Here is a 24,483-nt window from a genome sequence, read left to right as displayed (position 1 = left end):
GCAGCCACAAAACTAGATTTTATGGCTCAGGTGGAGAACAATCAATACTCAGTAAAACTGGATAATATTCAGGAAGCTATCGATGATATTCGTGCCGGAAAGGTGATCATCGTGGTAGATGATATTGATCGTGAAAATGAAGGAGATTTTCTCGCTGCTGCGGAAAAAGTAACCCCGGAAATGATAAATTTCATGGCCACTCACGGCCGCGGGTTAATTTGCGCACCACTTACCGAGCCCAGATGTAATGAGTTAAAGCTAGAGATGATGGTTGGTAATAACACCGACCCGATGGAGACAGCCTTTACTATTTCTGTAGACCTTCGAGGCAAAGGAGTTACTACAGGGATTTCAGCATCAGATCGTGCGAAAACCATACAGTCTCTAATAGATCCAGAAACTAAACCTCATGATCTTAACAGGCCGGGGCATATATTTCCCCTTAAAGCCAAAGAAGGTGGAGTACTTAGACGTACAGGACACACTGAAGCTGCGATAGATTTTGCCAGGCTGGCAGGATTTGAACCTGCGGGAGTAATCGTAGAGATCATGAATGAAGACGGAACCATGGCTCGCTTACCTCAGCTTATGGAAGTTGCCAAAAAATTCGATCTTAAGATAGTATCAATCGAAGACCTGGTTGCTTATAGAATGCAACACGATTCTCTTATTGAGAAAAAAGAAGATTTTGACCTGGATACAAGATTTGGAAAATTCAGATTAAGAGCGTACAAGCAAACTACAAATTCGCAGGTACATATCGCACTCACCAAAGGAAGCTGGAAGCCAAATGAGGAAATTATGGTTAGAGTAAATTCTACAATGGTAAATAATGATATTCTTGGAACGCTTACTAATAATGTAGATAAAAAACTTGATGGAATGTTCCAGGCAATAAATGATGAAGGCCGTGGCGCTATCGTATTTATTAATCCTGCCAACCAATCCCCTAACCTGCTAAGCAGACTAACCGAATTAAAGGAAAGTCAGAAAAAGGGAGAAATTAAAGCGCCACCAGTAAAAATGGATAATAAAGATTTTGGAATTGGTGCCCAGATCCTTCACGATCTCGAGATCCACAAGATCAGACTACTTTCTAATACTCAGCAAACCAAACGTGTGGGAATGATTGGTTATGGTCTTGAGATCACAGAATATGTAACTTATTAATCGATATTAATAATAACCTCGTCCAGAGGTCTTCTTACTTTTTTGAATTTAGAGAACATATCATCCTGAGATCTATACCCAACTGGTAGAACTAATACCGATCTCAGATTCTTATCGTGAAGATCGAGAAACTCATCATATTTCTGCGGTTCAAAACCTTCCATGGGGCAGGCATCTATTTCTTCGGCAGCACAAACGGTAAGCAATGTACCTAAAGCAAGATATGCCTGATTAATAGCCCAGGCTTCGATCTCTTCAACCTCCTTGGTTTTAAAATCGTTCACCAGGAATTCATGAAAAGGCTTCAGGATCTCTTCTGGCGTTTCCCTTACATGCTTCACTCTCTTAAAATAATCTGTGATAAATTGTTCGTCAACCTTATCTTCAATACAGACCACTAGTACATGAGAAGCTGAATCGACCTGTGGTTGATCAAAGGAAAAATTTCGTAGTTTCTTCTGAAGTTCCTTATTAGAAATTACCAGCATCTTTAACGGCTGTAAACCATAAGATGTGGCAGTTAGATTAAAGGCATGCTTTAAAACTTCAATTTTCTCCTTAGGAAGTACTCTGGATTCATCAAATTTTTTGGTCGCATAACGCCAGTTCAAGGCTTTTATATTACTCATAACTTGGTTTAAATAATATTTTACAAATGTACACAATGTATAAGGCAACACTGGCGTTAGCGCATAAATTAATCTGATACATCCAATTATTATGGCTATCTTCGATAAGACATTCATCCTTCTGTAATGCGGCGACTCAAAAAATTCATCCTGTTTTCGGTTATTGGTCTGGTATTGATCATCTTCACCATTTTAGGAATTGAAGCGATATTTAAAAGACATACGACCGACCTTATTTACAGAGACATGTCTACAATGCCAGAAGCTAAAACCGTTATTATCCTTGGGGCTAGCGTTCATGCAAATGGCAATTTATCACCTATTCTAAAGGACCGCGTAGATACTGCGATCAAATTATTCAAGGCTAACAAAGTTGAAAAATTCCTGGTTTCTGGAGATCACAGAACAGATGATTACAATGAAGTTGCTGCCATGGTAAGTTACCTGGTAGAAAACGGGATAGATAAAAGCCTTATAATTTCAGATCATGCTGGTCTCGACACCTATGACAGTATGTATCGTGCTGGAAAGATTTTCGGGATCAATGATGCAATTGTGGTTACGCAGGAATTTCATTTACCCAGAGCCCTTTTTATAGCTTCTAACCTCGATCTGAATTATATAGGTTTTCCTGCCGATCAAAGAGCCTATCAAACAGAGTATCGTCTAAAACAAAGAGAAAAACTAGCGAATCTTAAGGCCATCTGGGAAGTATTACTCAAAAAAAAACCTAGAACCCTGGAAGAACGGGTTAGCAGCACCTAGTCTTTTATAATTAATATTTGGTTATATTAGATTACTAACTTCTAAAACCAAAATTTATGATCCAGTGGTTAATTCATATTCTAATTGACGCTGTGGTACTTCTTGTTGCCGCCAAATTCCTTAGTACAGTACATTTAAAGGGATTTAAAACTGCTTTAATTGTTGCATTAATAATAGGTGTTTTAAGCTTCCTATTAAGTTGGTTGCTAACCGCAATACTCAATATTGCCACTCTTGGTATTTTCTATTTCCTGGGACTTGGTTTTATTACACGAGTCATTGCTTATGCTATAGTAATTGAAATAGCAGATAAGCTTACCGATGATTTTAAAACTGATGGATTCTGGCCATCACTCTGGCTTGCAATTCTAATTGCGATAATTGGAGGAATAGTGGATGCTATTTTATTTTAAAAATTTAGATCACCGGGTGAGATGTTTCATCCGGTTTTTTCTTCCCCACCATACAATAAAACCAGTCACAGGTAAGGAGGCAACAAAAATGCTCAGTATAAACGCAATGATCTTACCGGGCATTCCAAAAAACTGACCGGTATGAATTCCATAACTCATTTCCTGTAATTTCATCCCAGTACTTTTATCTGAATAAAACTGTTTTTGAAGAAGTTCTGCAGACTGCGGATGAAAATAGAAATTTGATTGATGGTCGAAATTCAGAGATTCCGGGTAAGCTCCAGTTACCACCGGGTGGTGATCACCTTCGGTCCAGACAAAATACATATCGTAATCTGGCTCCAGCTCTAAAGTCTCATAAAAGGCGATATCCACTGGATTACCAGAAATTTCAGGCTTTTGCTCTATATCTTCTACATGATGATCACTTGCCACATCCTCTCCAAAATTTCCGAGGTAATAGATACCATCACTCACCCAGTCATAAGAAAAATATAACCCGGTAATGGCCACAATTATCGCCAGTATATGAAGATAGAATCCGCTAATATTATGTAGATCGTAATTAAGTCTTCTCCAGCGGGCATTCCATTTTACTTTCAGGCTTTTCTTTAAGTTTTTCAGTTTTTTGGGCCACCAGAGAATGACTCCGGTTATTAACATGAGAATGAATATTAAGGTAGAAATACCAACTACCTGCCTGCCAATCTCTTCAGGTAACAAAAGATACATGTGTAAGGACTTAACGATCTCAAAGAAATCTTTGGTGAAATCCTGAGCATAAAGAAACTCTCCCGAATAAGGATTCAAATAAAAATAGTAAGGCTTTTCCTTATACAAACCGTAGACAGCCACGGGCCTGTTCTTACCGGTATATATCACGAAATCATCAGTAGTCCCGGGATATAGTTGCTGTACATTCTCTTTAATCTTAGAAGGAGGCAGATATTCAGTAGTCTTTTCCTCAACAAAACGGTAGTCATAAATCGCATCTTTGATCTCATCATGAAAAACATAGATACACCCTGTTACTGCTACTATAAATACTATAACTCCTGTAAGAAGACCTAGCCACAAGTGCAGACGACCAGCCCATTTTTTAAGAGTATTATTTTTTTTCTTTTTCTTCATAATAGAAATGGAGACTGCCCATCAGGACAATCTCCGGCTAATTGAGTTCTACAATTTATAAGTTAAGGCAGCAGCAAAGTTTCTTGGTGCCTGGGGATTTATGGTAGACCAACCATTGAAATAATCTTCGTTGGTTAGGTTATTCAACTTTAAGTTGATCGAGAACTTATCTACATCATAGAAAACAGCTGCATTTAATACTGTGTACGATGGAAGCGTAAATACCCCTGCCGTGTTACGATTAAAGATCATATTCTCACTGGCGTAATTCCCTCCAAAGCCAATTCCGAATCCTTCTGCCAGGCCATCATTAAATCTATAGCTCGCCCAAAGATTGGCAAGGTCTTCTGGTCCTGCAGATTCTGGCCTTCTACCCAGGAAATCATCATTTTCAGTTGCCTCGGTTACTTTACTATTATTGTGACTGAATCCTGCTACAAGATTTAATCCTTCCAAAGGACTAGCTGTGATTCGTGCTTCAAACCCACGACTGTATTGTGTCCCATCCTGTGTAACTTCAAAACCGCTACCAAGAACAATATTTTCAACCTGGATATCATAATAGCTCAAAGTTGCAAAAAGCTTGTCGTTGAAGAAATTAAGTTTAGTTCCGAATTCGAATTGAGAGGCATGCTCTGGATCAAAAGTGATCCTTCTAGTCTCGCCCGTTTCCTGGTTTATAGTTTCTGAAGGCGCTACATTACTAAACCCATCCATGTAATTTGCAAATACTGAAACCTTATCAATGATTGGTTGATACACAACTCCGAATTTCGGAGATAAAGCAGTTTGGCTATTACTTTCGTTTTCAAACTGATCTATTCTTAAACTCGCCATGGCAGATAAGGCTGGCGTAATATTAAGAACATTGGAAACATAGGCGCTATAAATATCTTCTTTCGTAGTTGTGTTGTTTCTATCTGTATTTTCTAATAATGCGTCTACCGCAGCAGTAGAAAGTATTCCACTATCTCCATCTGTGATATAGCTAGCTTCATCGGTTATTCCAAAGACAACCTCATTTACATTGTGTAAACCTGCATTTCCTATATAAATATCTCCATTGCTTACATACCCCGTTCCATTATCTATTGTCTCTCTCTGAAAATAATCAAGACCGGCCACCATTCTGTTTCGCATTCCGAAGATCTCAAAATCTCCAATGAAATTTTGCTGTAGATCGGTGGTAAGCGTAGTCGAATTCTGATTATTCATATATCTGCGAAGTACAATGCCTTCATCCAGACCTTCGAAAAACCTTGTAGATTCATATAAATATGAATAGTATCCTTTAGATTTTGCACTACCTCGGGAAATTGCTGTTTGTGAGGTCCAGTTTTCATTCAACTCATAATTCATCTGCCCCTGAAGACTATAAGTAGGATTTTCCAGGGTTAGATCGTTACTGGTAAAAGACCTATTGGTATCATAATTCAACTCTTCTATATTGGTGACGGTTAATGGAGCTCCTCTATCTACAAAAAGCATTGTAGGATTGGTAGACTCTCCGTCATAGAATTCGGTATTCACAAGAAATGAAAGCTTTTCATTCACTTTGTATTTTAGGGAAGGAGCAATAAATAATGATTTTGAAAACCCCGCATCCTGAAAGGAATTCTGTGTTTGATAAGCTGTATTCAACCTCAAGGCAACATCACCATCTTTATCTAGTGGAGTATTGATATCTGCAGCTACCCTGTTTAGACCAAAACTCCCCAGGGTATAAGAAATATTACCGCCGAAGAAATCATAAGGACGTTTCGTGGTAATATTGATTAATCCTCCATAAGAAATAAGACTGCTTCCATAAAGAGTTCCAGAAGGACCTTTAATAACTTCAATATTCTCAATATTAGCGGGATCTGGACTACCATTAGTAACCGCTGGAAGTCCGTTAACCAGGGTTGGTTGAACCGGAAAACCTCTCAGGGAATAATAACCTGCTCCATCTCCTCCTCTACCTGTAGACTCCCATAATTTGGTAATTCCAGAACTATTCTTTAGAGCATCATCAAAATTTGTAATTATCTGCTCATTCAGTAATTCAGAGGTAATATTATCATACACCTGAGGATTTTCAATATCCTTTAATGGTAATTTAGAAACATAATCACTCTTCTCCCGGCTAAAATTATTAATATGCCCATTACCATTTATTACGATCTCCCCAAGTCTTTCTTCACCAGGATTCAAAATGATATTTGGTAATTGAGTAGTTTTTCCCGCAATAATAGAAATGGCTATTTCATTTGTTTTAAAACCTACATAAGATGCTCTTAGCAAATAATTTCCCTCCGGAATATTATTGATTGAAAAGGAACCATCAGTAAGGGTCCTGGTCCCAATTTCAGTTCCTTGAATATTCAAGTTAACATCTGCTATTGCTTCTTCTTGATTGTTCGTGACTCTCCCTTTCAAATTACCAGAATTCTGAGCAAAACCGGTATATGCGAACAATATTAATAGTAGTAGTAATTTATTATCCATTCTTTAATTTTATTTAGACTTATTATAAATAGAATGGCAAATCTATAATCTAGAAACGAAAATAAAAAGCTTATTTAGATTAATTTTAAATAAAATTTTTATTTAATTGTTTTTCAAAGATTTAAAATTTCAGGAATAAAGATTGACTATAGCAGAAACGTGAAATTTAATATGTATTTAATTCTATTGATATTGATATCAATTACTTTTGACGTTTCTAATTTTGAATTTATGATCAAACTTATTGTAACAGATGTAGATGGGACTTTGCTGAATGATAATCACGAGTTACATCCAGACTTCTGGAAAATTGAGGAGCAACTAACTAAAAATGGAATTTTATTCTCCATAGCCAGTGGCCGTCAATTCTATAATCTGGAATCGAGGTTTGAGAAGATAAAGGATCGCACCATGTTTTTTGCTGAAAATGGAACTTATGTTTCTCATAAAGGAAAGGAGTTATATGTGAATCCAATCGAAAAAACGGCTGCTATCGAGTTTATTCAGCTTGGTAGAAATTTAGAGCATACTCATCTTGTTCTATGCGGAAAAGATTCAGCATATATTGAAACTAAAGATGAAGATTTCAGAAAAGAAATAAATAAATTCTACGAACGCCTGAAGGTAGTTGATGATCTAACCCAGGTAGAAGACACTTATTTAAAGGTCACTCTTTGTAATTTTAATGGGGTAGAAGACAATACTTTCCCTCATTTTGTGAATTATACAGACAGATTCAAGGTCGCTATTGCAGCCAAAGTGTTTATAGATATTACGGCACTAAATGCGAATAAGGGAAATGCCATTGCCGACATTCAAAAAGAATTAAATATCACACCGGAAGAAACTCTTGTTTTTGGCGATTACCTTAATGATCTTGAGATGATGAGAGTGGCTAAACATAGTTACGCCATGAAGAATGCCCATCCTGAAATTATCCAGGCCAGTAACTTTGTTACTACTCACGATAATAACGATAATGGAGTCTTAAGAACTATAGAATCTCTTGGCTTATTAAAAGTTTAGTTTACGATAATATTGGTTTTATCCAATCCAGTATTCCCGGTGACCGGATCATAGGCATAGATCATCACTTCGTAAAGACCTTTTTCTAAATTAAGTTCTGTCTGGAAGGTACTTGGCTTATCTTTTTGCTCTAACGCAATTTCCTTAATACCTCCTTCAGAATCTTTAACTATAGCCTTTACTTCATATTGATTGGCATCCCAGATACCATCTTTGGTAATTGGGCAACCGCACATCAGGACGATATTAGCTTTTAATTCGATGGTTTCTTTGGAATCAATTCTTTCATGGGTTTGAGGGCTCAGAATATCTACCACAAATCCTGGGACCTCCAATACTACGCCGTCTCCCGTGATATGCTTACCCGGGATTATCCATAGTTGAGTACTACTCATCACCTCAGCCTGCTTTTTGTTTATGGGTCCATAGGCTTCGATGGTCACAAAAGTTGGTTCATCAATATCCAGGGTGGCATTAAAGCCGGCAGTGTCATCTTCAGAAAGATTTTCTGATCGCTTCCAATCCTGCTTCATGATTTTATCTGTATTCCCGGTACTCCCAGAAGTCATTCCGTTCGCCAGAATTTTTCCGGTAAGCGCATTTTTAATCAGGATCTTGGCACCTCCAATAGAAGTACCAATAAACTTTGCATCTTTCGCTTTTGCCCTAACCATCACATTAGTTTCCTGGGCAGATAGTGGTAGCATAAAGAGTGAAAATATCAGATATAAAAAAAGCCGGTAAAAATTAATCCTTTTCATAGTATTAATGTTTACCGGCTAATTTAATTAAAATCTAATTTAATTAAGCTTTGGCTAATTCAGCTTCAGCATTTTTCGAAGCTATATTGTGGAAATTCTTAGGATCTGATTGATATTCCTGAAGATATCCCTCTAATGTGTTTATCTCTTCCTGAGTAAGATCATTTGCTTTCATATTTTGAGAAAGGTTGATCCATGGTTTATCTGCTGCATAATCATATTCTCCAAAAACCATGAAAGGTGTACCATTCCTTGCTACTTTAGAACCTTCTACATCCCACATATCTGCCCAATCAAAAATATATTTAGCATCATCCATATACAATCTTACACAACCATGGCTGGCAGGATATCCAGGTAAGGCATACTGGTGTACTCCTACCCCTTCAAAATTCATAAAGTTGAAATAGTAGGGCAATACCCACGATTCATCAACCGTACTAATCTTACGCTTAGCTTTATAATTACCGTAATTCAGTCCGCTTGGAGTTTTCGTAGAATTCTTTCCTGTACTTACAGGTCCCCATTTTACTAATTCACCGTTCTCATATAATGCAAATGCCTGAACTCTTTTATTTATTAAAACTGTCTTTGGAATACATTGTAACATATTTACTTCTTCCGGGAATGGACTGTAGGCATTAAAATCTTCTGATACGCATTCTGGAATTACAATAGGTCTTTCAGGTCTCAAACTGTTCTTCTCAACACGATTCAAGGCCAGGATAGTATTTAATTGATCGTTAGAATAAGTACTTATTAAGCTTTCAATAGCTTCTCTTGTCTTTAAGGAATCTACAGTATAGCTAATATTTTTTCTAAAGGTTTTCGCTTCCTTCTTTACAACCGGATTTCTCATACTTAATTTCTGCGATTGTTCTACAGAAGGTTCTACAACCTGCGTATTAGAATTACAAGCGAAGAAAAGGACACTACTTATAACTAATAAAGAAATTTTTCTAAATGCATTTAAGCGTATCATCTTAATAGTAGTTTTTGTTTGTAGTGTGAAATTACGTACAGAATGGCTGGTAGCCTGCTAATAATGCGTTAAGCATATGTTGGCTTTATGATAATTAACCATTTTTAAGAAGCAAATCACCAGTATTTATCAAAAATTATCTTAAGATTTAGTCATTTGTATTGGAATTGATTTTCAATAATTTCCATTAATTTTAAAGAAGCAACTATTCAAGATGGAAAACAGAAAGACCTTTATAATAAAATCAGGACTAATTCTAAGTGCAGCTTTTTTCTCCTTCCCTGGTTGTTTAGCTTCAGGTTCTCGGAAAAAATTAGGTGTTGCCCTTGTAGGCCTGGGTTATTACAGTAGAGATTTATTAGCTCCTGCTCTTCAGCAAACAGAACATTGTGAACTTCGCGGCATCGTTACTGGGAGTCCGGAAAAGATCCCGGTCTGGCAGAAGAGATACGGGATAAAGGATTCTAATGTCTATAATTATGAAAATATGGACGAGATCGCCAGCAATGATGATATCGATGTGATCTATATAGTACTACCCACTGGTCTTCATGCTGAATATGCCATCAAGGCAGCCAATACCGGCAAACATGTTTGGTGTGAAAAGCCAATGGCTAGAACTGCGGAAGAATGTCAACAGATCATAGATGCTTGCAACAAGAATAAAGTGAAGCTTTCTATCGGGTACAGAATGCAACATGAAAAGAATACACAAACCATTATTAAATGGGCTGAAACTAAAGCTTATGGAAAAATTAGAAATATCATTTCTGAAGCAGGTTATAACGGAGGAACAATAAATCCGTGGAAACTTAAAAAAGAAATGGGCGGTGGTGCCATCTATGATATGGGAGTCTACTCTATAAACGCAGCAAGGTATTCTACCGGTTTGGAGCCTATAGCAGTTACAGCAAAACAATCTACGCGAAGACCTGAGATCTTTACAGAAGTAGATGAAACCACAAGCTTTAAAATGGAATTTCCCGGCGGAATAATAGTCGATGGAAAAACCAGTTTTGGTGAAAGCCTGAACAACCTGGAAGTCACAGCAGAAGATGGATGGTATTATTTAAGGCCAATGCAATCGTACTCGGGAGTGCGAGGAAAGACCAGCGACGGAAAGATCCTGAGCCCAATGGGGAAAAATCAGCAGGCTGTACAAATGGATGATGATTCCCTGGCTATTCTTAATGATAGACCAGTCTTAGTACCTGGTGAAGAAGGAATGAAGGATATTCACATCGTCGAGAAGATCAATCAGGCTGCTGCAAACAATTCACGCGTCCTTATATAAATTTTCTTCCAGATAATTTTGCCATAAATTCTATTCATCGTAATATTGCAATATAGTATTTATCATGGGTGTAACAAAAACAGATCTATTTACCAAAGAACAAAATGAGCTCGCCGTTCTGGCCAAGTCATTGGCTCATCCGGCTCGTATAGCAATTCTTCAGTATTTGCTCGAGTCTAATAAATGCATCAATGGAGATCTGGTAAATGAATTAGGTCTGGCCCAGGCAACGATCAGTCAGCATTTAAGAGAGCTTAAAAATGTTGGTCTTATTCAGGGAAGTATTGAAGGTGTTTCTATGAGCTATTGTATCAATCCTGAAAAATGGAGTTCCATTCAAAAGCTTTTTAATGGCATGTTCGATAAGATCCAAAATTGTGGTCCTGACGAATGCTGCTAAAAAAAATTTATAATTAATTATCGTAATAATACGATGAAAAGAAATCAATTATGAAACTATCAGAATTTACTAATCAGTTATCCGGATTAAGCGAAATCGCTTTTGAACTTCCAAACGGACAATTAGTTCCGGAGCATTTTCATGTTACAGAAGTTGGAAAAATTAACAAACATTTTATCGATTGCGGGGGTACATTGAGAAATGAAGAAAAAGTGTCTTTTCAACTTTGGGAAGAGAACGATTATAACCACCGTTTACATCCGGATAAACTGATAAATATAATAGAGTTAGCCAAAAACAAGCTTGGACTTCCAGATGTAGAAATTGAAGTAGAATACCAGGGCGAAAGCATCAACAAATTCGAACTTGATTTTGATGGGAAAAATTTCCTGCTGGTGAATACCCAAACAGCATGTCTGGCTAAAGAAAAATGTGGCGTTCCTGAACAAAAGCCAAAAGTAAAATTATCTGAACTTCAAAATTCATCCTGCACTCCTGAATCGGGCTGTTGCTAAATCAAAAATATGTCTAAAACAAATCTTTACCCGTCCCTAATCGAAAAACTGGAAGACCTTAAAAGTTTAAAGGTTTCTCTTGAAAGAAAGGAAGTTCTTAAACCTCTGATCGAATTTATTCAAAAAGAAAAAAATGAGGGAAATTCTATCCAGCTGAATTTCATTTGTACCCATAATTCCAGGCGTAGCCAGTTTGGACAGGTTTGGGCACAGGCAATTTCAGACTTTTATGGGATTGAGACAAATTGTTATTCCGGAGGAACTGAGGAAACTGCCTTTAATCAGAACGCTATTGACGCATTAAATCGTGCAGGTTTTAAAATTGAATCTGCTTCAGGTGAAAATCCACAGGTTCAGGTGCAATATTCAGAAGATAAATCTGCCATGGAATGTTATTCCAAAGTGTACGATGCTGAAGAAAATCCTTCTAAAAATTTTGCTGCCGTCATGACCTGTTCACATGCAGATGAGAATTGCCCTTTTATTCCAGGATCAAAGGCCAGGATCGCTTTAGATTATTCAGATCCTAAGAAATATGATGACACTCCCCTCACCCGGGAAAAATATGATGAACGCAGTGATCAGATCGCTTCAGAAATGATCTACATATTTGAAAATATAAAATAGTATGGCTAAAAAATTAAGTTACCTCGATAAGAATCTTACTCTCTGGATCTTTTTAGCCATGGGAATTGGCGTTGGTTTAGGATATTTTATCCCATCGATCCCTGAAAATATTAATTCCTACAGTAGCGGCACAACAAATATTCCAATCGCTATTGGTCTTATACTTATGATGTACCCGCCTTTAGCAAAGGTGAAATACAGGCTACTACCAAAAGTATTTAAGAACGTAAAGATCCTTACTATCTCCCTGGTTATGAACTGGGTCGTTGGCCCTTTATTAATGTTCTTTCTTGCATTTATATTTCTACAGGATCATCCCGAATACATGGTTGGCCTTATCTTAATTGGTTTAGCGAGATGTATCGCCATGGTTCTGGTCTGGAATGACCTTGCTGAAGGAAGCAGCGAATATGGTGCAGGATTAGTGGCATTAAACAGTATTTTCCAGGTTTTTGCTTATAGCTTTTACGCCTGGCTATTTATAACTTACCTCCCACCTTTCTTCGGATTTGAGGGTGCTATTGTAGATATTTCTATTGCGACAATTGCCGAAAGCGTTGCCATCTACCTGGGAATTCCGTTTGTACTGGGAATTCTGAGCAGACTGATATTAGTCAAAATTAAAGGTGAATCCTGGTATGAAAATAAATTCATCCCAGCTGTATCTCCTCTAACCCTGATCGCACTTTTATTTACGATCATATTAATGTTCTCCTTAAAAGGTGAATTGATCGTTGAGATCCCAATGGACGTAGTTAGAATCGCCATTCCTTTATTGATCTATTTCAGCCTGATGTTCCTTATTAGTTTCTTTGTAAGTAAGGCCATGGGAGCTTCTTACGAAAAGAATGCTTCTATTTCATTTACCGCCGCAGGAAATAATTTTGAACTGGCTATTGCTGTTGCCATTGCGGTTTTTGGATTAAATAGCGGACAGGCATTTGCCGGAGTTATTGGTCCTTTAGTTGAAGTTCCTGCCCTGATATTACTGGTTAGGGTCTCATTCTGGCTGAAAAAGAAATACTATAAGCCGGCTTATAATTAAAATTAAATGATGCCCATCAGCTCTTCTAAATTTAGTTGATGGGTATACATTCTAATGCTGCCATCCGCTTTCACGGGCCATTCGCTTCTAGGTTTATCCCAATAAAGTTCAATTCCATTTCCATCAGGATCATCTAGGTAAATAGCTTCTGAAACGCCGTGATCTGCTGCGCCTGTAATAGGATATGATTCATCGAGCAGTCTTTTTGTGATCTTTGCAAGCTCCTTTCTTTCTGAATATAAAATCGCAGCATGAAACAAACCAACTCCAGATTTTGAAGCATTCGCCGCCCCTTCGCTATGCCATGTATTTAATGCAATATGGTGATGATATCCTCCAGCGGAAAGAAAAACTGCTTGATCACCGATCCTTTCGGTTATTTTAAAACCGAGTATATCCTTATAAAATCCCAGAGCTTTTTCAATATTTGAAACTTTAAGGTGGACGTGACCTATTCTGGTTTTTTCAGGAACTATATACTTTTCAGACATACTATTTTTCTTTAAATTTAAGTAAGATTCATCGATCCTGATTCTATTAAAAAACAAACATCATGGAAGATACACAAAGTCCCGATTGGAGTTCGTTTACGGTAAATCTCCCTATCGATAAACCTAAAGACTCTATCATTGATTCATGGATGTGCCAGGACCAACTGGAAAACTGGTTTTTAAAACTTGCTGAATTCAAAACTCCGAATGGTGAAATAAGAAAAAGAGAAGAAAGATTTCATCCTGGGGACACTTATAGATGGCGTTGGCATGGCTGGCCAGATAGCGTTGAAGAACATGGAGAGATCCTGAAACCTAAAGAAGGAGAATTCCTGAGGTTTATTTTCGGAAAGGCTGGTACAGTTTCAGTTAAGCTCTTTGAGGAAAACGATCATCCCGTACTTAGGTTAATTCAGGAAAACATACCTACAGATGAAAAATCGAAATTAAATTTTCATGTTGGATGTAAGACAGGGTGGACTTTTTATATGCTTAATTTAAAATCTATCATACAGGATGGACCTGATCTTAGAAACAAACAAAGTGATCTACAAATGGACTGATGAATAGACTTAATTTTGGTCTATAATTTTTGAATATTATAACTTTTCGATCAGCTTAAAACAGGTCTAATATCCTAGTTTTATACCATCGAAATTCTATAATTAGATCTTAAATGAAAAAAATATTTGCCGCTGTTGCAATTCTTTTTATCCTGTTTTTTGCATTCTTATACTGGTCTGTTTCCAGCACCGATGAGGCTTTTCGAACCTGCGAGATCAAGGAGTTTGAAGATCTGGCTAGTATCAATTTTAAAGCACATGACTCTGTATTGGTAGCTCCTAATACACTTTACGAAGGAAATCTTTTAAAGGAATTCATGCAGGGTGAGAATTACAGAAAATCCTGGTCAACCGCCGTAAGGGTGCCAATAGCATTTTTAGATACGCTGAAAGGTGGTTTAAAAGTTATTCGTGAAGGTGGAGGAAAGCAAACACATTCTTTAAAACTGAAAAGTGAAAATGATATTATTTACACCCTAAGAAGTGTAACCAAGGATCCTGAGAAATTAATACCTGATGCGGCTAAAAACCTCGGACTTGAAAATATTATCGTAGACGGTATTTCTGCACAGCATCCATACGGAGCTATTCTTGCTGCTGAACTTTCTGAAATCGCCAGGCTTCAGCATACCAATCCGGTGATGTATTTTATTCCGAAACAAGAGAGATTAGGTGAATACAATGAAAAATATGGTAACCGCCTTTACCTCCTGGAGTTTGAAACCGAAAGTGAGCAGAACTGGACTTCTTCAGAAAATGTATCGGAGATTGTTGAAACCGATGACCTTCAAAAACTAAAACAAAAACACGGTAATAAACTTAACATTGATAAATCATTGTTAATCAAAACACGTCTTTTCGACCTGTTAATTGGCGACTGGGATCGCCATGCAGAACAATGGGGCTGGGCTTTAGTACAGAATAAAGATTCAATCATTGCAAGTCCGATAGCCGGTGATCGTGACAATGCCTTCTTTAACCTCAGCGGAGTAATTCCCTCAATTTTAACGAATGAAAATATTGAACCCCTCGTTAGACCTTTTGAAAAAGAAATAGATCATATGCCCGGACTGGTTTATCCTTTCGATCGATATTTCTTAGTGGATACACCAAAGGAAGTATATGTTCAGCAGGCAAAAGAACTTCAAAAAATCCTTAGCGATTCCGCCATTGAAAATGCCTTTGGCGTATGGCCGGCTGAAATCTCAAAACTGGACCAGTCTGGAATTACCGAAAAGATAAAAAGCAGAAGAAATAAACTAATTGAATATGCCCAAAGTTTTCATGAGGTCATACAGGAACAAGGAAAGCTTTCAGAACCTTTAAAAGGTTCTGAAGACCTCAAACTTTCCGATGCTCTCATTTCTTGCTTTGAGTGTAAAAATTAATTTTTAGAGTCTCGAAATTTCTCAAACCACGCGATGGTATGAGCAATCTTGGTAATGAGATTGCTAGGTCTGGCCGCAATTCCATGCGAAGCTTCAGGAATCTCCACCAGCACGGTTTCGATCTTTCTCAGTTTTAAGGCATGATATAATTGCTTTGCCTCGCTTGGCGGAGTTCTAAGATCATCCATCCCTACCATAACCATGGTTGGAGTTTCCACATTCCCAACCAAAGAGAGCGGACTAAACTTCCAGTAACCTTCAAAATTTTCCCATGGCTGTCCCGGATACCTGGAGTTTGCGTAACCATAATAATTATCTGCAACCAGGGTTTTACTTATCCAGTTCACCACAGGTTTGGCAACCACCGAAGCTTTGAATCTATTCGTTTTTCCTATGATCCAGGCCGTCATAATTCCACCTGCACTACCACCAGTTACAAATAATTCTTCTGTATTGATAGATCCTTTTTCAATAACGGCATCTACCCCATCCATCACATCATTATAATCTTCGCCGGGATAATTATTGAATAACAAATTACCGAATTCCTCTCCATAACTGGTACTTCCCCTGGGATTAGGATAAAACACCACATAGCCCTGGGCCGCGTATAGCTGAATTTCAGCAGAAAAATGCGGACCGTAATTAAGTATTGGGCCTCCATGATTTTCAACTATTAATGGATACTTCTCGCCTTCTTTAAAATTTGGGGGATAAACGATCCATCCCTGTATTTCTCTCTGATCTACCGAAGATTCATACCAGATCTCTTCCACTTTTCCTAAATTTCGAAAATAAAGCAGGTCTTCATTTAATCCTGTTACAATTTTCGCCTTGTTATCGCCTTCTTCGATTATTCCAATATCAGCAGGTCTGTCTGGTCTACTTACTGTATAAGCAATCTTTCCATCCTTCGAGACACTATAACTTCCACTGGCATATGGTCTTCCTAATGTGGTTCCTCCAACATTTGCAGTTATATCCTTTACATTTCCTTTGAGATTGATCGTAGCGATCTTAGTCAATCCAAGGTCATTGTACATAAAGAAAAGTTCCTTACTATTTTCAGCCCAAACTATATTATCTATGCTCCTATCGAGTTCTTTTGAAACCAGCTTCTTATTATTTCCATCCAGATCCATTATATTCAACTGGCTTACCTGATAGGTTTGAACCTTATCTTCAAAACCCAGATATGCTATATGCTTACCGTCAGGAGAAACTATGGCCAACTCGTCTGGTCCGCTTCTTTCCGTTAGTTGCTTAATAGATCCGCTCTTCACATTTACAGAATAGACCTCACTATTTCTAAAATCGTATTCCCAATCTTCGTTTCTATTGGCTGAAAAGAAAATTCTTTCGCCATCTGGAGTCCATGAAAGTTTACCGGAATGATTAAAATCACCTTCAGTTATTTGCCTCGCTGTTCCACCTTCAGCAGGTACTATGAAAATGTGATCGAAACCGGGTTTTAAATATCCGCTACCATCGGCTTCATGCTTTAAACGGTCTGTAATTCTTGGAGACTTTGCCCATTTAGCATTTTCAGGCTTCTCGGGCATTTTTGCAATTACCGGTGCCTTGGCATTCACTTTCATGGTAAAGGCAAGAGAATTTCCATCTGGCGACCATTCTAAGGAAGACGGGCTGTTCTCTAATTGCGTTAATCGAGCCAGGGCTCCTGTATCTGTCCAATACAAATAGATCTCGCTACCTTCATCTGTGCTACTTACAAAGGCGATCCTGTCGCCATCTGGTGACCAGCTAGGACTACTTTCGTTCACCTCTCGGTTACTTAATTTATGATGGGTCTTAGGATTTTCAACATTCAGGATCCATAGGCTGGATTTGGATTTGTCTTCCATAATATCAAAACCGCTTCTTTGATAAACTACATATTCACCATCTGGAGAAATTTGGGGATTGTTGGCATATTCTAACTGAAATACATCCAGATATTCAAAATTTTTAGAAACCTGCGCTTCGAGATTAGTAACCAGCAATATCAGGAATAAGCAACATAAAGATCTATACATAAGTTCAGGAGAGATTATTTTTATCATTAATGGTTCGTACTATATTAAGAAATGTGCTTCAATTAATATTTGAAAAAATCTAAATACTATTTTTGAAGAGTTTCTTAAAGGAAATAAATTTATGAAAATCAAATTTTATCTGTTTGCCTGCATTGCTTTAATTGCATTTACTTCAAATTCGCAAAGCACTGCTTCAAAAAATGTCGAAACTTTCAGCATTGCAGCTCCTCAATTAGATACCATTAAAAAGATCTGGGTTTACCTTCCGGAATCTTATAAGACTTCCAATAGAACATATCCTGTGATCTATATGCATGATGCTCAAAATCTTTTTGATAAGAAAACTTCATACGCGGGAGAATGGAAAGTAGACGAAGCTTTGGATAGTCTTAAAACTCCTGAAGCTATTATCGTAGGCATCGAACATGGCGGTAATAAAAGAATTGATGAACTTACTCCCCTACCTCATGAGAAATATGGTGGAGGGAAAGCCGATTCTTATCTTGATTTCCTGGTAAATGATCTAAAACCTCATATCGATAGTACTTATAGAAGTTCATCAGATTATGAGCATACAGGTATTTTTGGGTCTTCTTTAGGAGGACTGGCTTCCTTTTACGCCGCGATAAAATATCCTGAAACATTTGGAATGATTGGTTCTTATTCTCCTTCCTTCTGGTTTAATAGAGAGATCTATAACCTAGCTAGCTCCGAAAATCTGAATAAAAACACCAGATTTTACTTTCTGGTTGGCACCTCAGAATCTGAAGAAATGGTTCCCGATTTGAAGAAAATGATCGAGGTATTACATAAACAGAACATTGATCCTGAACATTTAAAAGTGAAATTTGTGGAGGACGGCCAGCATAATGAAGCGATGTGGAGTGAGAATTTCACCGAAACTTATCTTTGGTTAATGGATAAATCTAAAAGTTAGTAAAAAAAACTATCCTTAAGAATCCTTAAATATTAAAATGACGTCATTCTGAACTTGATTCAGAATCCAGTTTTAATAGGATTTAAAACTATAATGAGATCCTAAATATAATTTAGGGCAACGGAAAAAATTTTAGATTAAAAACGTAATTACATATTCAACAATTATGGAAAAGGTTAATGTTGCCGAAAAATTCAAAATGTTCACCGATCACTGGAATCCCAGAATAGTTGGGGAGCTTAATGGCCAACAGGTGAAATTTGCCAAACTAAAGGGAGAGTTCATCTGGCATGCCCATGAAAATGAAGATGAAATGTTCTACATCATTAAAGGAATGCTGAAAATCGAGTTCCGCGATAAAATGATTGAACTAAATGAAAATGAATTTTTTATAGTACCCCGTGGTGTCGAACATAAGCCAATAGCAGAAGAGGAAGTTCATGTGATGCTATTTGAACCTGCATCTACTGAACATACAGGTAAAGAGGAACATGAATTCACCAATAATAATCAGGAACATATATAAAGCAGGTTTCCGTCGCTAAGGTAAAATCTGCACTCAGGCGCTCATTTTTTGTATATTTAACTGGCTTTCAAACCAGAAAGCTATTTTTCTAACCAAAAATTACAAATAATGAAAAGAATTAATTTCCTGATCTTTCTAATCGTAGCGGGCGTCTTCGCTCAGGATCAGAAAGACCCCAAAGAGTACAGCATTGAACAATTTTATGAAAACACTCGTGTTGGAGGTGGACAGTTTTCTAACGATGAAAGTAAATTACTTATCAGCTCTGATGAGTCAGGTATTTTCAATGTTTATGAAATAAACCTGGCTGACGGATCCAGAACGGCAATTACCAATTCTGAAAACGAATCTTTCTTCGCCGTAGATTATGTTCCAAATTCAGACGACATCTTATACTCCGCAGACAAAGGTGGAAATGAAATAAGTCACATTTATCTCCTTAAACCCGACGGTACTTCAAAAGATCTAACTCCCGGTGAACAGGAAAAGGTAAATTTCGCAGGATGGAGCGGGGATAATAATTACATGTATTACACTTCAAATAAAAGAGATCCGCAGTTTTTTGATCTGTATAGAATGAAAGTTGGGACCTGGGAACCTGAACTTTTATATGAGAACAAAGAAGGATATTCCATCTCAGGTATTTCTGATTCCGGAAAATATCTTGCGCTTTCGCAGCCGATTACCACCAGCGAGAATAAGTTATTTCTTTTAGACAGAGAGTCCGGTGAAATGACAGAAATTTCCAAACCGGGATTCAGTTATAGCCCAACAGGTTTCAACAAAGAGGAAACTGAGTTTTACTATACAACCAACCATGGTGGAGAATTTAGTAGATTAATGACTTTCGACCTGAATACCCAGGAATCTGAAGTTCTTTATGAAACAAATTGGGATGTTATGTATAGCAGCCTGAGTAAAAATGATACTTACAGGGTGATTGCCATAAATGAAGATGGAGCAAACAAACTCGTTATGCGCAATACCAGTACAAAAAAGAAGATGGAACTTCCAGAAATTCCAGATGGAAATATCGTAGCGGCGAATTTTTCAGATAGTGAAAATCTGCTAAGGCTAACCATTGGGACTTCCAGGACTCCGAATAATATTTATGTATATAATTTGAAGTCTAAAAAACTAAAAAAGCTTACCAACACTCTAAATCCTGACATAGATCCTGACGATCTGGTTTCTGCAGAAGTTGTACGTTACAAATCTTTTGACGGTCTTGAAATTCCAGCGATTTATTATAAGCCTCTAAACGCAACTGCAGACAATAAAAAACCAGCACTGGTATGGGTTCATGGTGGTCCTGGCGGACAATCAAGGGTTGGTTATTTTTCTCTAATTCAGTATTTGGTAAATCATGGATATGCAATTCTGGCTGTAAATAATCGCGGAAGTAGTGGTTATGGTGCCAGCTTTTATAAAATGGACGATAAAAATCATGGAGAAAAGGATCTTCAGGATGTGATCTACGGGAAGAAATGGCTGGAATCTCAGGATTACATAAACAAGGATCAAATCGGGATCATTGGAGGTAGTTATGGCGGTTATATGACCATGGCTGCGATGACCTTTGAGCCGGATGAATTTGAAGTTGGAGTAAACATTTTTGGCGTGACCAATTGGCTTAGAACGCTTAGATCTATTCCTCCTTACTGGGAATCTTTCAAGAATGCTTTATATGAAGAACTGGGCGACCCAAATACACAGGATTCAATTAGATTGAGAAAGATCTCTCCTCTATTCCATGCTGAAAATGTAAAGAATCCCATAATGGTTTTACAGGGAGCGAATGATCCTCGTGTGCTTCAGGTAGAATCTGACGAGATCGTAGAAGCAGTACAGGCAAACGATGTTCCTGTGAATTATGTGGTTTTTCCTGATGAAGGTCATGGTTTTGTAAAAAAGGAAAACGAGATCAAGGGTTATGGGCAGATCCTAACTTTTCTTGATAAGTATTTGCGAGATGAAGACGTAAGTTTACCTGAAAAAACATTAAAAGATTAATTTAGCGATATAGCTAGAGCTAATGAAACAGGTAATATCCAGCAAGAACCATATTTCGATTTTTTGAAAGTACCTTTCCGGATATTGCCTGTTATTGTTTTTGCACAATTTTGTTGCACCTCCCTATGGTTTGCAGGAAACGCAGTTATGCCAAACCTCTTTGACGAGTTTGGTTTAAGTTCTAATGCTCTTGGACATTTAACTTCTGCAGTTCAGTTTGGTTTTATTGCGGGTACTCTAGCCTTCGCATTCTTCACTATTTCTGATAGATTTTCACCTTCAAAAGTTTTCTTTATTTGCGCTCTTTTCGGTGGATTTATAAACCTGGGAATATTACTGGAAGGCAATGATCTTTACAGCCTGATAATATTCAGATTTCTTACTGGCTTTTCCCTGGCAGGTATATACCCGGTTGGAATGAAGATCGCATCAGATTATTTTGATAAAGGCCTTGGCAGATCACTAGGTTATCTCGTTGGAGCTTTGGTTATAGGGACTGCTTTCCCGCATTTATTAAAAGAAATCTCTGGTATAATTAAATTAGAATGGAGATCGGTAATTTATTTCACCTCTGCACTTGCTGCGATTGGAGGCGTACTAATCCTCGCATTTGTTCCAGATGGCCCATATCGTTCTAAACGACAAAAACCTGACCTGAGTCTCATTTTCAGGGTTTTTAAGAATAATGATTTCCGTTCAGGGGCTTTTGGATATTTCGGACATATGTGGGAGCTCTATGCATTCTGGGCATTTGTTCCAGTGATCCTGGCTTTTTATAAGAATTTCCATCCTGAAGCCAATTTCAGCATTGCATTTATCTCCTTTCTGGTTATAGGTTTTGGCGGTGTTGCCTGTGTCTTAGGTGGATATATTTCAGAAAAAGTTGGAGTTAAAAAGACTGCAGGTCTATCCCTATTATTATCGGGAGTATGTTGCCTCATATCGCCTTTGGTCTTTCATATGAATTCTGAAATTCTACTTATTGCTTTCCTCATCTTCTGGGGTTTGGTAGTTGTAGCAGATTCACCATTATTTTCTACTCTCGTTGCTAAAAATACCGAAGCAGAATCTCGGGGAACTGCACTAACAATTGTAAACTGCATAGGTTTCAGCATTACGATAATAAGTATTCAAATGCTTAACTATTTCAATGGAATACTAAGCCCGGCCTTGATATTTGTCATTTTGAGCATAGGTCCAATTTTTGGTTTGATCGCGCTTTTTCGAAAACCAACATTAAAGGGATAGCTCCTTATCCAATGCTTCAGCCGGCTGTATAACTTCAGCCGAATTTTTGATATCCCAATTCTTTTTAAGACGATAATTAATCACCGGATGTGCGGTAAAAGACTTCGAAGTGAAACCTTCATTCATAATATCTTTGATCACAGTTTCAGATTGTCCCTGCTCGATCCAATCTGCTTCATACTTGCGATCCAGGACTAAAGGCATTCGCTTAGCCTTGTTATGAACCTTTTCAAATAAAGGATTAGCATCTACAGTAATTAAGGAAGCTGAATAATTGCCCTCTTTATCAACATTATAGATCCCTGCAAAGGTAAAAATAGATCTTTGCTCAAAGTTTTCACTCTCTTCGAGATAACAGAAATATGGCTGACTTGCTTTTCCGGAATGATGCGGTTCAAAAAATCCATCTGCAAAGATCAAGCAACGACCTTCCCGAATAGGTTTGGAATAGATCCTGGAATCAAAAACTTTATCATCCCTTGCATTTAGCGTATTGTACTTCCTGTTCTTATAAAATTGTTCCGGATCAGTGTAAGATGGCACCAAACCCCAGCTGGCAGGATACCAGTGTTTAGGTTCATCCAGGGGGATCACATAAACCTTCTCATGAGTGAAACCATCATTCAAAAAATAGGGTTCGAAAATCCCCTCCTCTATCGGTGGTTTATCCATATACCTGGTTAAATTATCCTTTGACTGATTCAAAGATTTCTGATAACACATTTTGATCTTTTTTCTAAAGATAAGAAACTAAGGTTTTTTATCATTGGAATGAAAATTTGGTTCCAGATCTCTTTCAGAATTTGAAATTATTGAATAGAATAATTGTTAATTTTGAGTGGAACCGTAAAAATTTGTCAGTATGAAGATAGAAGCCAATTCACCAGAAGAATATATAGAAAAAGTTCCGCAGGAAAGAAAAGAGGCGATGCAAAAGCTCCGTTCGGTTATACTTCAAAATATACCTGCAGGTTTTGAAGAAACCATGAGCTACGGAATAATAGGTTACGTGGTTCCACATTCTAAATATCCAGATGGATATCACTGCGACCCTTCACTCCCCCTGCCATTTATGAATCTGGCTTCCCAGAAGAATTATATTGCGGTTTATCATTCTGGTGTTTATACCAATAAAAAAATGCATGAATGGTTTATGGATGAATATAAGAACCAGGTTGGCAAGAAACCTGATATGGGAAAGAGTTGTATTAGACTCAAAAATCTTGATAAGATCCCGTATGAATTGATCGGTGAACTTTCATCTAAAATAACTCCAGATGAATGGATCGCCACCTATGAGAATAATGTAAAAAATAGATAAAATGAAGATATTGATTATTGGTGCAAATGGCACCATTGGAAAGGCAGTAACAAGATCTTTAGAGGCAAAGCATGAGATCATCAAAGTTGGAAAAACTTCAGGAGATCTACAGGTCGATATTTCAGATCCAACCTCTATAGAAAAAATGTTTGAAAATTCAGGAAAAGTAGATGCTATAGTGTGTATTGCCGGAGATGCGAAATGGGATAAATTTGATAACCTTTCTGAAGAGGACTTTTATGTAGGTATAAAGAGTAAGCTAATGGGGCAGGTAAACCTGGTGAGGATCGGTAGAAAATATCTTAATCCAAATGGTTCATTTACCCTTACTACTGGAATCCTTGCAGATCATCCTGTAGACAAAACTACCAGCGCGGCCATGGTAAATGGTGGAATCCACAGTTTTGTGAAGGCCGCAGCTCTAGAACTTGAGAATGGATTGAGGATAAACGCAGTTTCCGCAGATCTTGTGGAAGACGCTAAAGATAAGTATGAAGATTATTTCCCCGGCCACACTCCAGTTCCTATGGCCAAGGTGGCATACGGATATAAAAAATCTATCCTTGGGAAATTGAATGGTGAAATTATTAGAATTCTTGCCTGATTTTTTCCTTCGACATTAACACAGTTATGCTTCAGCTGTTAAAGCTTCCTTAAGATTGGACCACATTTTCTTAAAGCTTTGGAATTTGCCAGTTATAGGCATAGTTTTCGC

At 37.6% G+C, this 24,483-nt stretch carries 25 protein-coding genes; 17 read left to right on the top strand and 8 right to left on the bottom strand.

All coding sequences use genetic code 11. The features are described from left to right. Positions 1 to 21 precede the first annotated feature (21 nt). Positions 22 to 1,170, top strand: a complete 1,149-nt coding sequence (ribB, locus tag G530_RS0107940; RefSeq protein WP_026934022.1) for a 3,4-dihydroxy-2-butanone-4-phosphate synthase — start codon at positions 22 to 24, stop codon at positions 1,168 to 1,170. On the opposite strand, the gene G530_RS0107935 is transcribed toward ribB, so the two are convergent. Beyond that, positions 1,167 to 1,799, bottom strand: coding sequence for an NAD(P)H-dependent oxidoreductase (locus G530_RS0107935; protein ID WP_026934021.1), 633 nt, complete (start codon positions 1,797 to 1,799; stop codon positions 1,167 to 1,169). The two genes, ribB and G530_RS0107935, sit on opposite strands and share 4 nt — an antisense overlap. Positions 1,800 to 1,925: 126 nt before the next feature. On the opposite strand from G530_RS0107935, the gene G530_RS0107930 reads away from it, so the two are divergent. Next, positions 1,926 to 2,564, top strand: a complete 639-nt coding sequence (locus tag G530_RS0107930) for a SanA/YdcF family protein (protein ID WP_026934020.1) — start codon at positions 1,926 to 1,928, stop codon at positions 2,562 to 2,564. A 56-nt stretch (positions 2,565 to 2,620) separates the two neighbouring features. Further along, the gene (locus tag G530_RS0107925; protein WP_026934019.1) at positions 2,621 to 2,977 is read left to right on the top strand and encodes a phage holin family protein; all 357 of its coding nucleotides are present in this window, start codon (positions 2,621 to 2,623) and stop codon (positions 2,975 to 2,977) included. Positions 2,978 to 2,986: 9 nt separating this feature from the next. Here G530_RS0107925 and G530_RS0107920 read toward each other — a convergent pair whose 3' ends face one another. Both G530_RS0107920 and G530_RS0107915 read right to left on the bottom strand, forming a co-directional pair. Continuing rightward, positions 2,987 to 4,108: a PepSY-associated TM helix domain-containing protein gene (locus tag G530_RS0107920; RefSeq protein ID WP_026934018.1), complete on the bottom strand. Its 1,122-nt coding sequence runs from the start codon at positions 4,106 to 4,108 to the stop codon at positions 2,987 to 2,989. A gap of 48 nt (positions 4,109 to 4,156) precedes the next feature. Beyond that, complete coding sequence (locus G530_RS0107915; RefSeq protein ID WP_026934017.1) at positions 4,157 to 6,595, bottom strand: TonB-dependent receptor; 2,439 nt, start codon at positions 6,593 to 6,595, stop codon at positions 4,157 to 4,159. Positions 6,596 to 6,826: 231 nt separating this feature from the next. Between G530_RS0107915 and G530_RS0107910 the strand changes: the two genes are divergently transcribed. Beyond that, positions 6,827 to 7,621: a Cof-type HAD-IIB family hydrolase gene (locus G530_RS0107910; RefSeq protein ID WP_026934016.1), complete on the top strand. Its 795-nt coding sequence runs from the start codon at positions 6,827 to 6,829 to the stop codon at positions 7,619 to 7,621. On the opposite strand, the gene G530_RS0107905 is transcribed toward G530_RS0107910, so the two are convergent. After that, a complete protein-coding gene (locus G530_RS0107905; RefSeq protein WP_026934015.1) occupies positions 7,618 to 8,382 on the bottom strand; it encodes a hypothetical protein in 765 nt (254 codons plus the stop codon). The genes G530_RS0107910 and G530_RS0107905 overlap by 4 nt on opposite strands. 43 nt (positions 8,383 to 8,425) lie before the next feature. Then, positions 8,426 to 9,364 (bottom strand): L,D-transpeptidase, encoded by a 939-nt coding sequence (locus G530_RS0107900; protein WP_026934014.1) that lies wholly within the window; start codon positions 9,362 to 9,364, stop codon positions 8,426 to 8,428. A gap of 214 nt (positions 9,365 to 9,578) precedes the next feature. On the opposite strand from G530_RS0107900, the gene G530_RS0107895 reads away from it, so the two are divergent. The 5 genes from G530_RS0107895 (at position 9,579) to arsB (ending at position 13,245) form a co-directional block, all read left to right on the top strand. Beyond that, positions 9,579 to 10,658 (top strand): Gfo/Idh/MocA family protein, encoded by a 1,080-nt coding sequence (locus tag G530_RS0107895; protein WP_026934013.1) that lies wholly within the window; start codon positions 9,579 to 9,581, stop codon positions 10,656 to 10,658. 64 nt (positions 10,659 to 10,722) lie between these two features. Continuing rightward, complete coding sequence (locus G530_RS0107890) at positions 10,723 to 11,058, top strand: ArsR/SmtB family transcription factor (RefSeq protein WP_026934012.1); 336 nt, start codon at positions 10,723 to 10,725, stop codon at positions 11,056 to 11,058. A 50-nt stretch (positions 11,059 to 11,108) separates the two neighbouring features. Beyond that, a complete protein-coding gene (locus G530_RS0107885) occupies positions 11,109 to 11,573 on the top strand; it encodes a DUF6428 family protein (RefSeq protein WP_026934011.1) in 465 nt (154 codons plus the stop codon). Positions 11,574 to 11,582: 9 nt separating this feature from the next. Further along, positions 11,583 to 12,200: an arsenate-mycothiol transferase ArsC gene (locus G530_RS0107880; RefSeq protein ID WP_026934010.1), complete on the top strand. Its 618-nt coding sequence runs from the start codon at positions 11,583 to 11,585 to the stop codon at positions 12,198 to 12,200. 1 nt (position 12,201) lies between these two features. Continuing rightward, a complete protein-coding gene (gene arsB, locus G530_RS0107875) occupies positions 12,202 to 13,245 on the top strand; it encodes an ACR3 family arsenite efflux transporter (protein ID WP_026934009.1) in 1,044 nt (347 codons plus the stop codon). A 2-nt stretch (positions 13,246 to 13,247) separates the two neighbouring features. On the opposite strand, the gene G530_RS0107870 is transcribed toward arsB, so the two are convergent. Continuing rightward, a complete protein-coding gene (locus G530_RS0107870; protein WP_026934008.1) occupies positions 13,248 to 13,736 on the bottom strand; it encodes a VOC family protein in 489 nt (162 codons plus the stop codon). A 62-nt stretch (positions 13,737 to 13,798) separates the two neighbouring features. Between G530_RS0107870 and G530_RS0107865 the strand changes: the two genes are divergently transcribed. Together G530_RS0107865 and G530_RS0107860 are read left to right on the top strand one after the other, a co-directional pair. Further along, a complete protein-coding gene (locus G530_RS0107865; protein WP_026934007.1) occupies positions 13,799 to 14,299 on the top strand; it encodes an SRPBCC family protein in 501 nt (166 codons plus the stop codon). 113 nt (positions 14,300 to 14,412) lie between these two features. After that, entirely contained in the window at positions 14,413 to 15,687 is a 1,275-nt protein-coding gene (locus G530_RS0107860; RefSeq protein WP_026934006.1) for a hypothetical protein, read from the top strand. Here G530_RS0107860 and G530_RS0107855 read toward each other — a convergent pair. Further along, positions 15,684 to 17,750, bottom strand: a complete 2,067-nt coding sequence (locus G530_RS0107855) for an alpha/beta hydrolase family protein (protein WP_240472140.1) — start codon at positions 17,748 to 17,750, stop codon at positions 15,684 to 15,686. The two genes, G530_RS0107860 and G530_RS0107855, sit on opposite strands and share 4 nt — an antisense overlap. A 94-nt stretch (positions 17,751 to 17,844) precedes the next feature. Here G530_RS0107855 and G530_RS0107850 point away from each other — a divergent pair, with 94 nt between their 5' ends. The 4 genes from G530_RS0107850 (at position 17,845) to G530_RS0107835 (ending at position 22,447) form a co-directional block, all read left to right on the top strand. Then, on the top strand, positions 17,845 to 18,660 hold the full coding sequence (locus G530_RS0107850; protein WP_026934004.1) for an alpha/beta hydrolase: 816 nt from the start codon (positions 17,845 to 17,847) through the stop codon (positions 18,658 to 18,660). A gap of 166 nt (positions 18,661 to 18,826) precedes the next feature. Next, a complete protein-coding gene (locus G530_RS0107845) occupies positions 18,827 to 19,186 on the top strand; it encodes a cupin domain-containing protein (protein WP_035716015.1) in 360 nt (119 codons plus the stop codon). A gap of 108 nt (positions 19,187 to 19,294) precedes the next feature. Next, positions 19,295 to 21,199 carry a S9 family peptidase gene (locus tag G530_RS0107840; RefSeq protein ID WP_026934002.1) on the top strand — a complete coding sequence of 635 codons (1,905 nt, stop codon included), beginning with the start codon at positions 19,295 to 19,297 and terminating at the stop codon, positions 21,197 to 21,199. 63 nt (positions 21,200 to 21,262) lie between these two features. Next, positions 21,263 to 22,447 carry an MFS transporter gene (locus tag G530_RS0107835; RefSeq protein ID WP_026934001.1) on the top strand — a complete coding sequence of 395 codons (1,185 nt, stop codon included), beginning with the start codon at positions 21,263 to 21,265 and terminating at the stop codon, positions 22,445 to 22,447. On the opposite strand, the gene G530_RS0107830 is transcribed toward G530_RS0107835, so the two are convergent. Beyond that, complete coding sequence (locus G530_RS0107830; protein WP_026934000.1) at positions 22,436 to 23,170, bottom strand: SOS response-associated peptidase family protein; 735 nt, start codon at positions 23,168 to 23,170, stop codon at positions 22,436 to 22,438. The genes G530_RS0107835 and G530_RS0107830 overlap by 12 nt on opposite strands. Before the next feature lie 139 nt (positions 23,171 to 23,309). Here G530_RS0107830 and G530_RS0107825 point away from each other — a divergent pair, with 139 nt between their 5' ends. Both G530_RS0107825 and G530_RS0107820 read left to right on the top strand, forming a co-directional pair. Then, positions 23,310 to 23,768: a DUF1801 domain-containing protein gene (locus tag G530_RS0107825; RefSeq protein WP_026933999.1), complete on the top strand. Its 459-nt coding sequence runs from the start codon at positions 23,310 to 23,312 to the stop codon at positions 23,766 to 23,768. Position 23,769: 1 nt separating this feature from the next. Next, positions 23,770 to 24,372, top strand: coding sequence for a short chain dehydrogenase (locus G530_RS0107820; protein WP_026933998.1), 603 nt, complete (start codon positions 23,770 to 23,772; stop codon positions 24,370 to 24,372). The last annotated feature ends 111 nt before the right edge of the window (positions 24,373 to 24,483 follow it).

Source organism: Christiangramia echinicola DSM 19838, assembly GCF_000423065.1.
Taxonomy (GTDB): Bacteria; Bacteroidota; Bacteroidia; order Flavobacteriales; family Flavobacteriaceae; genus Christiangramia; species Christiangramia echinicola.
This window is presented reverse-complemented; position numbering and strand designations above follow the sequence as displayed.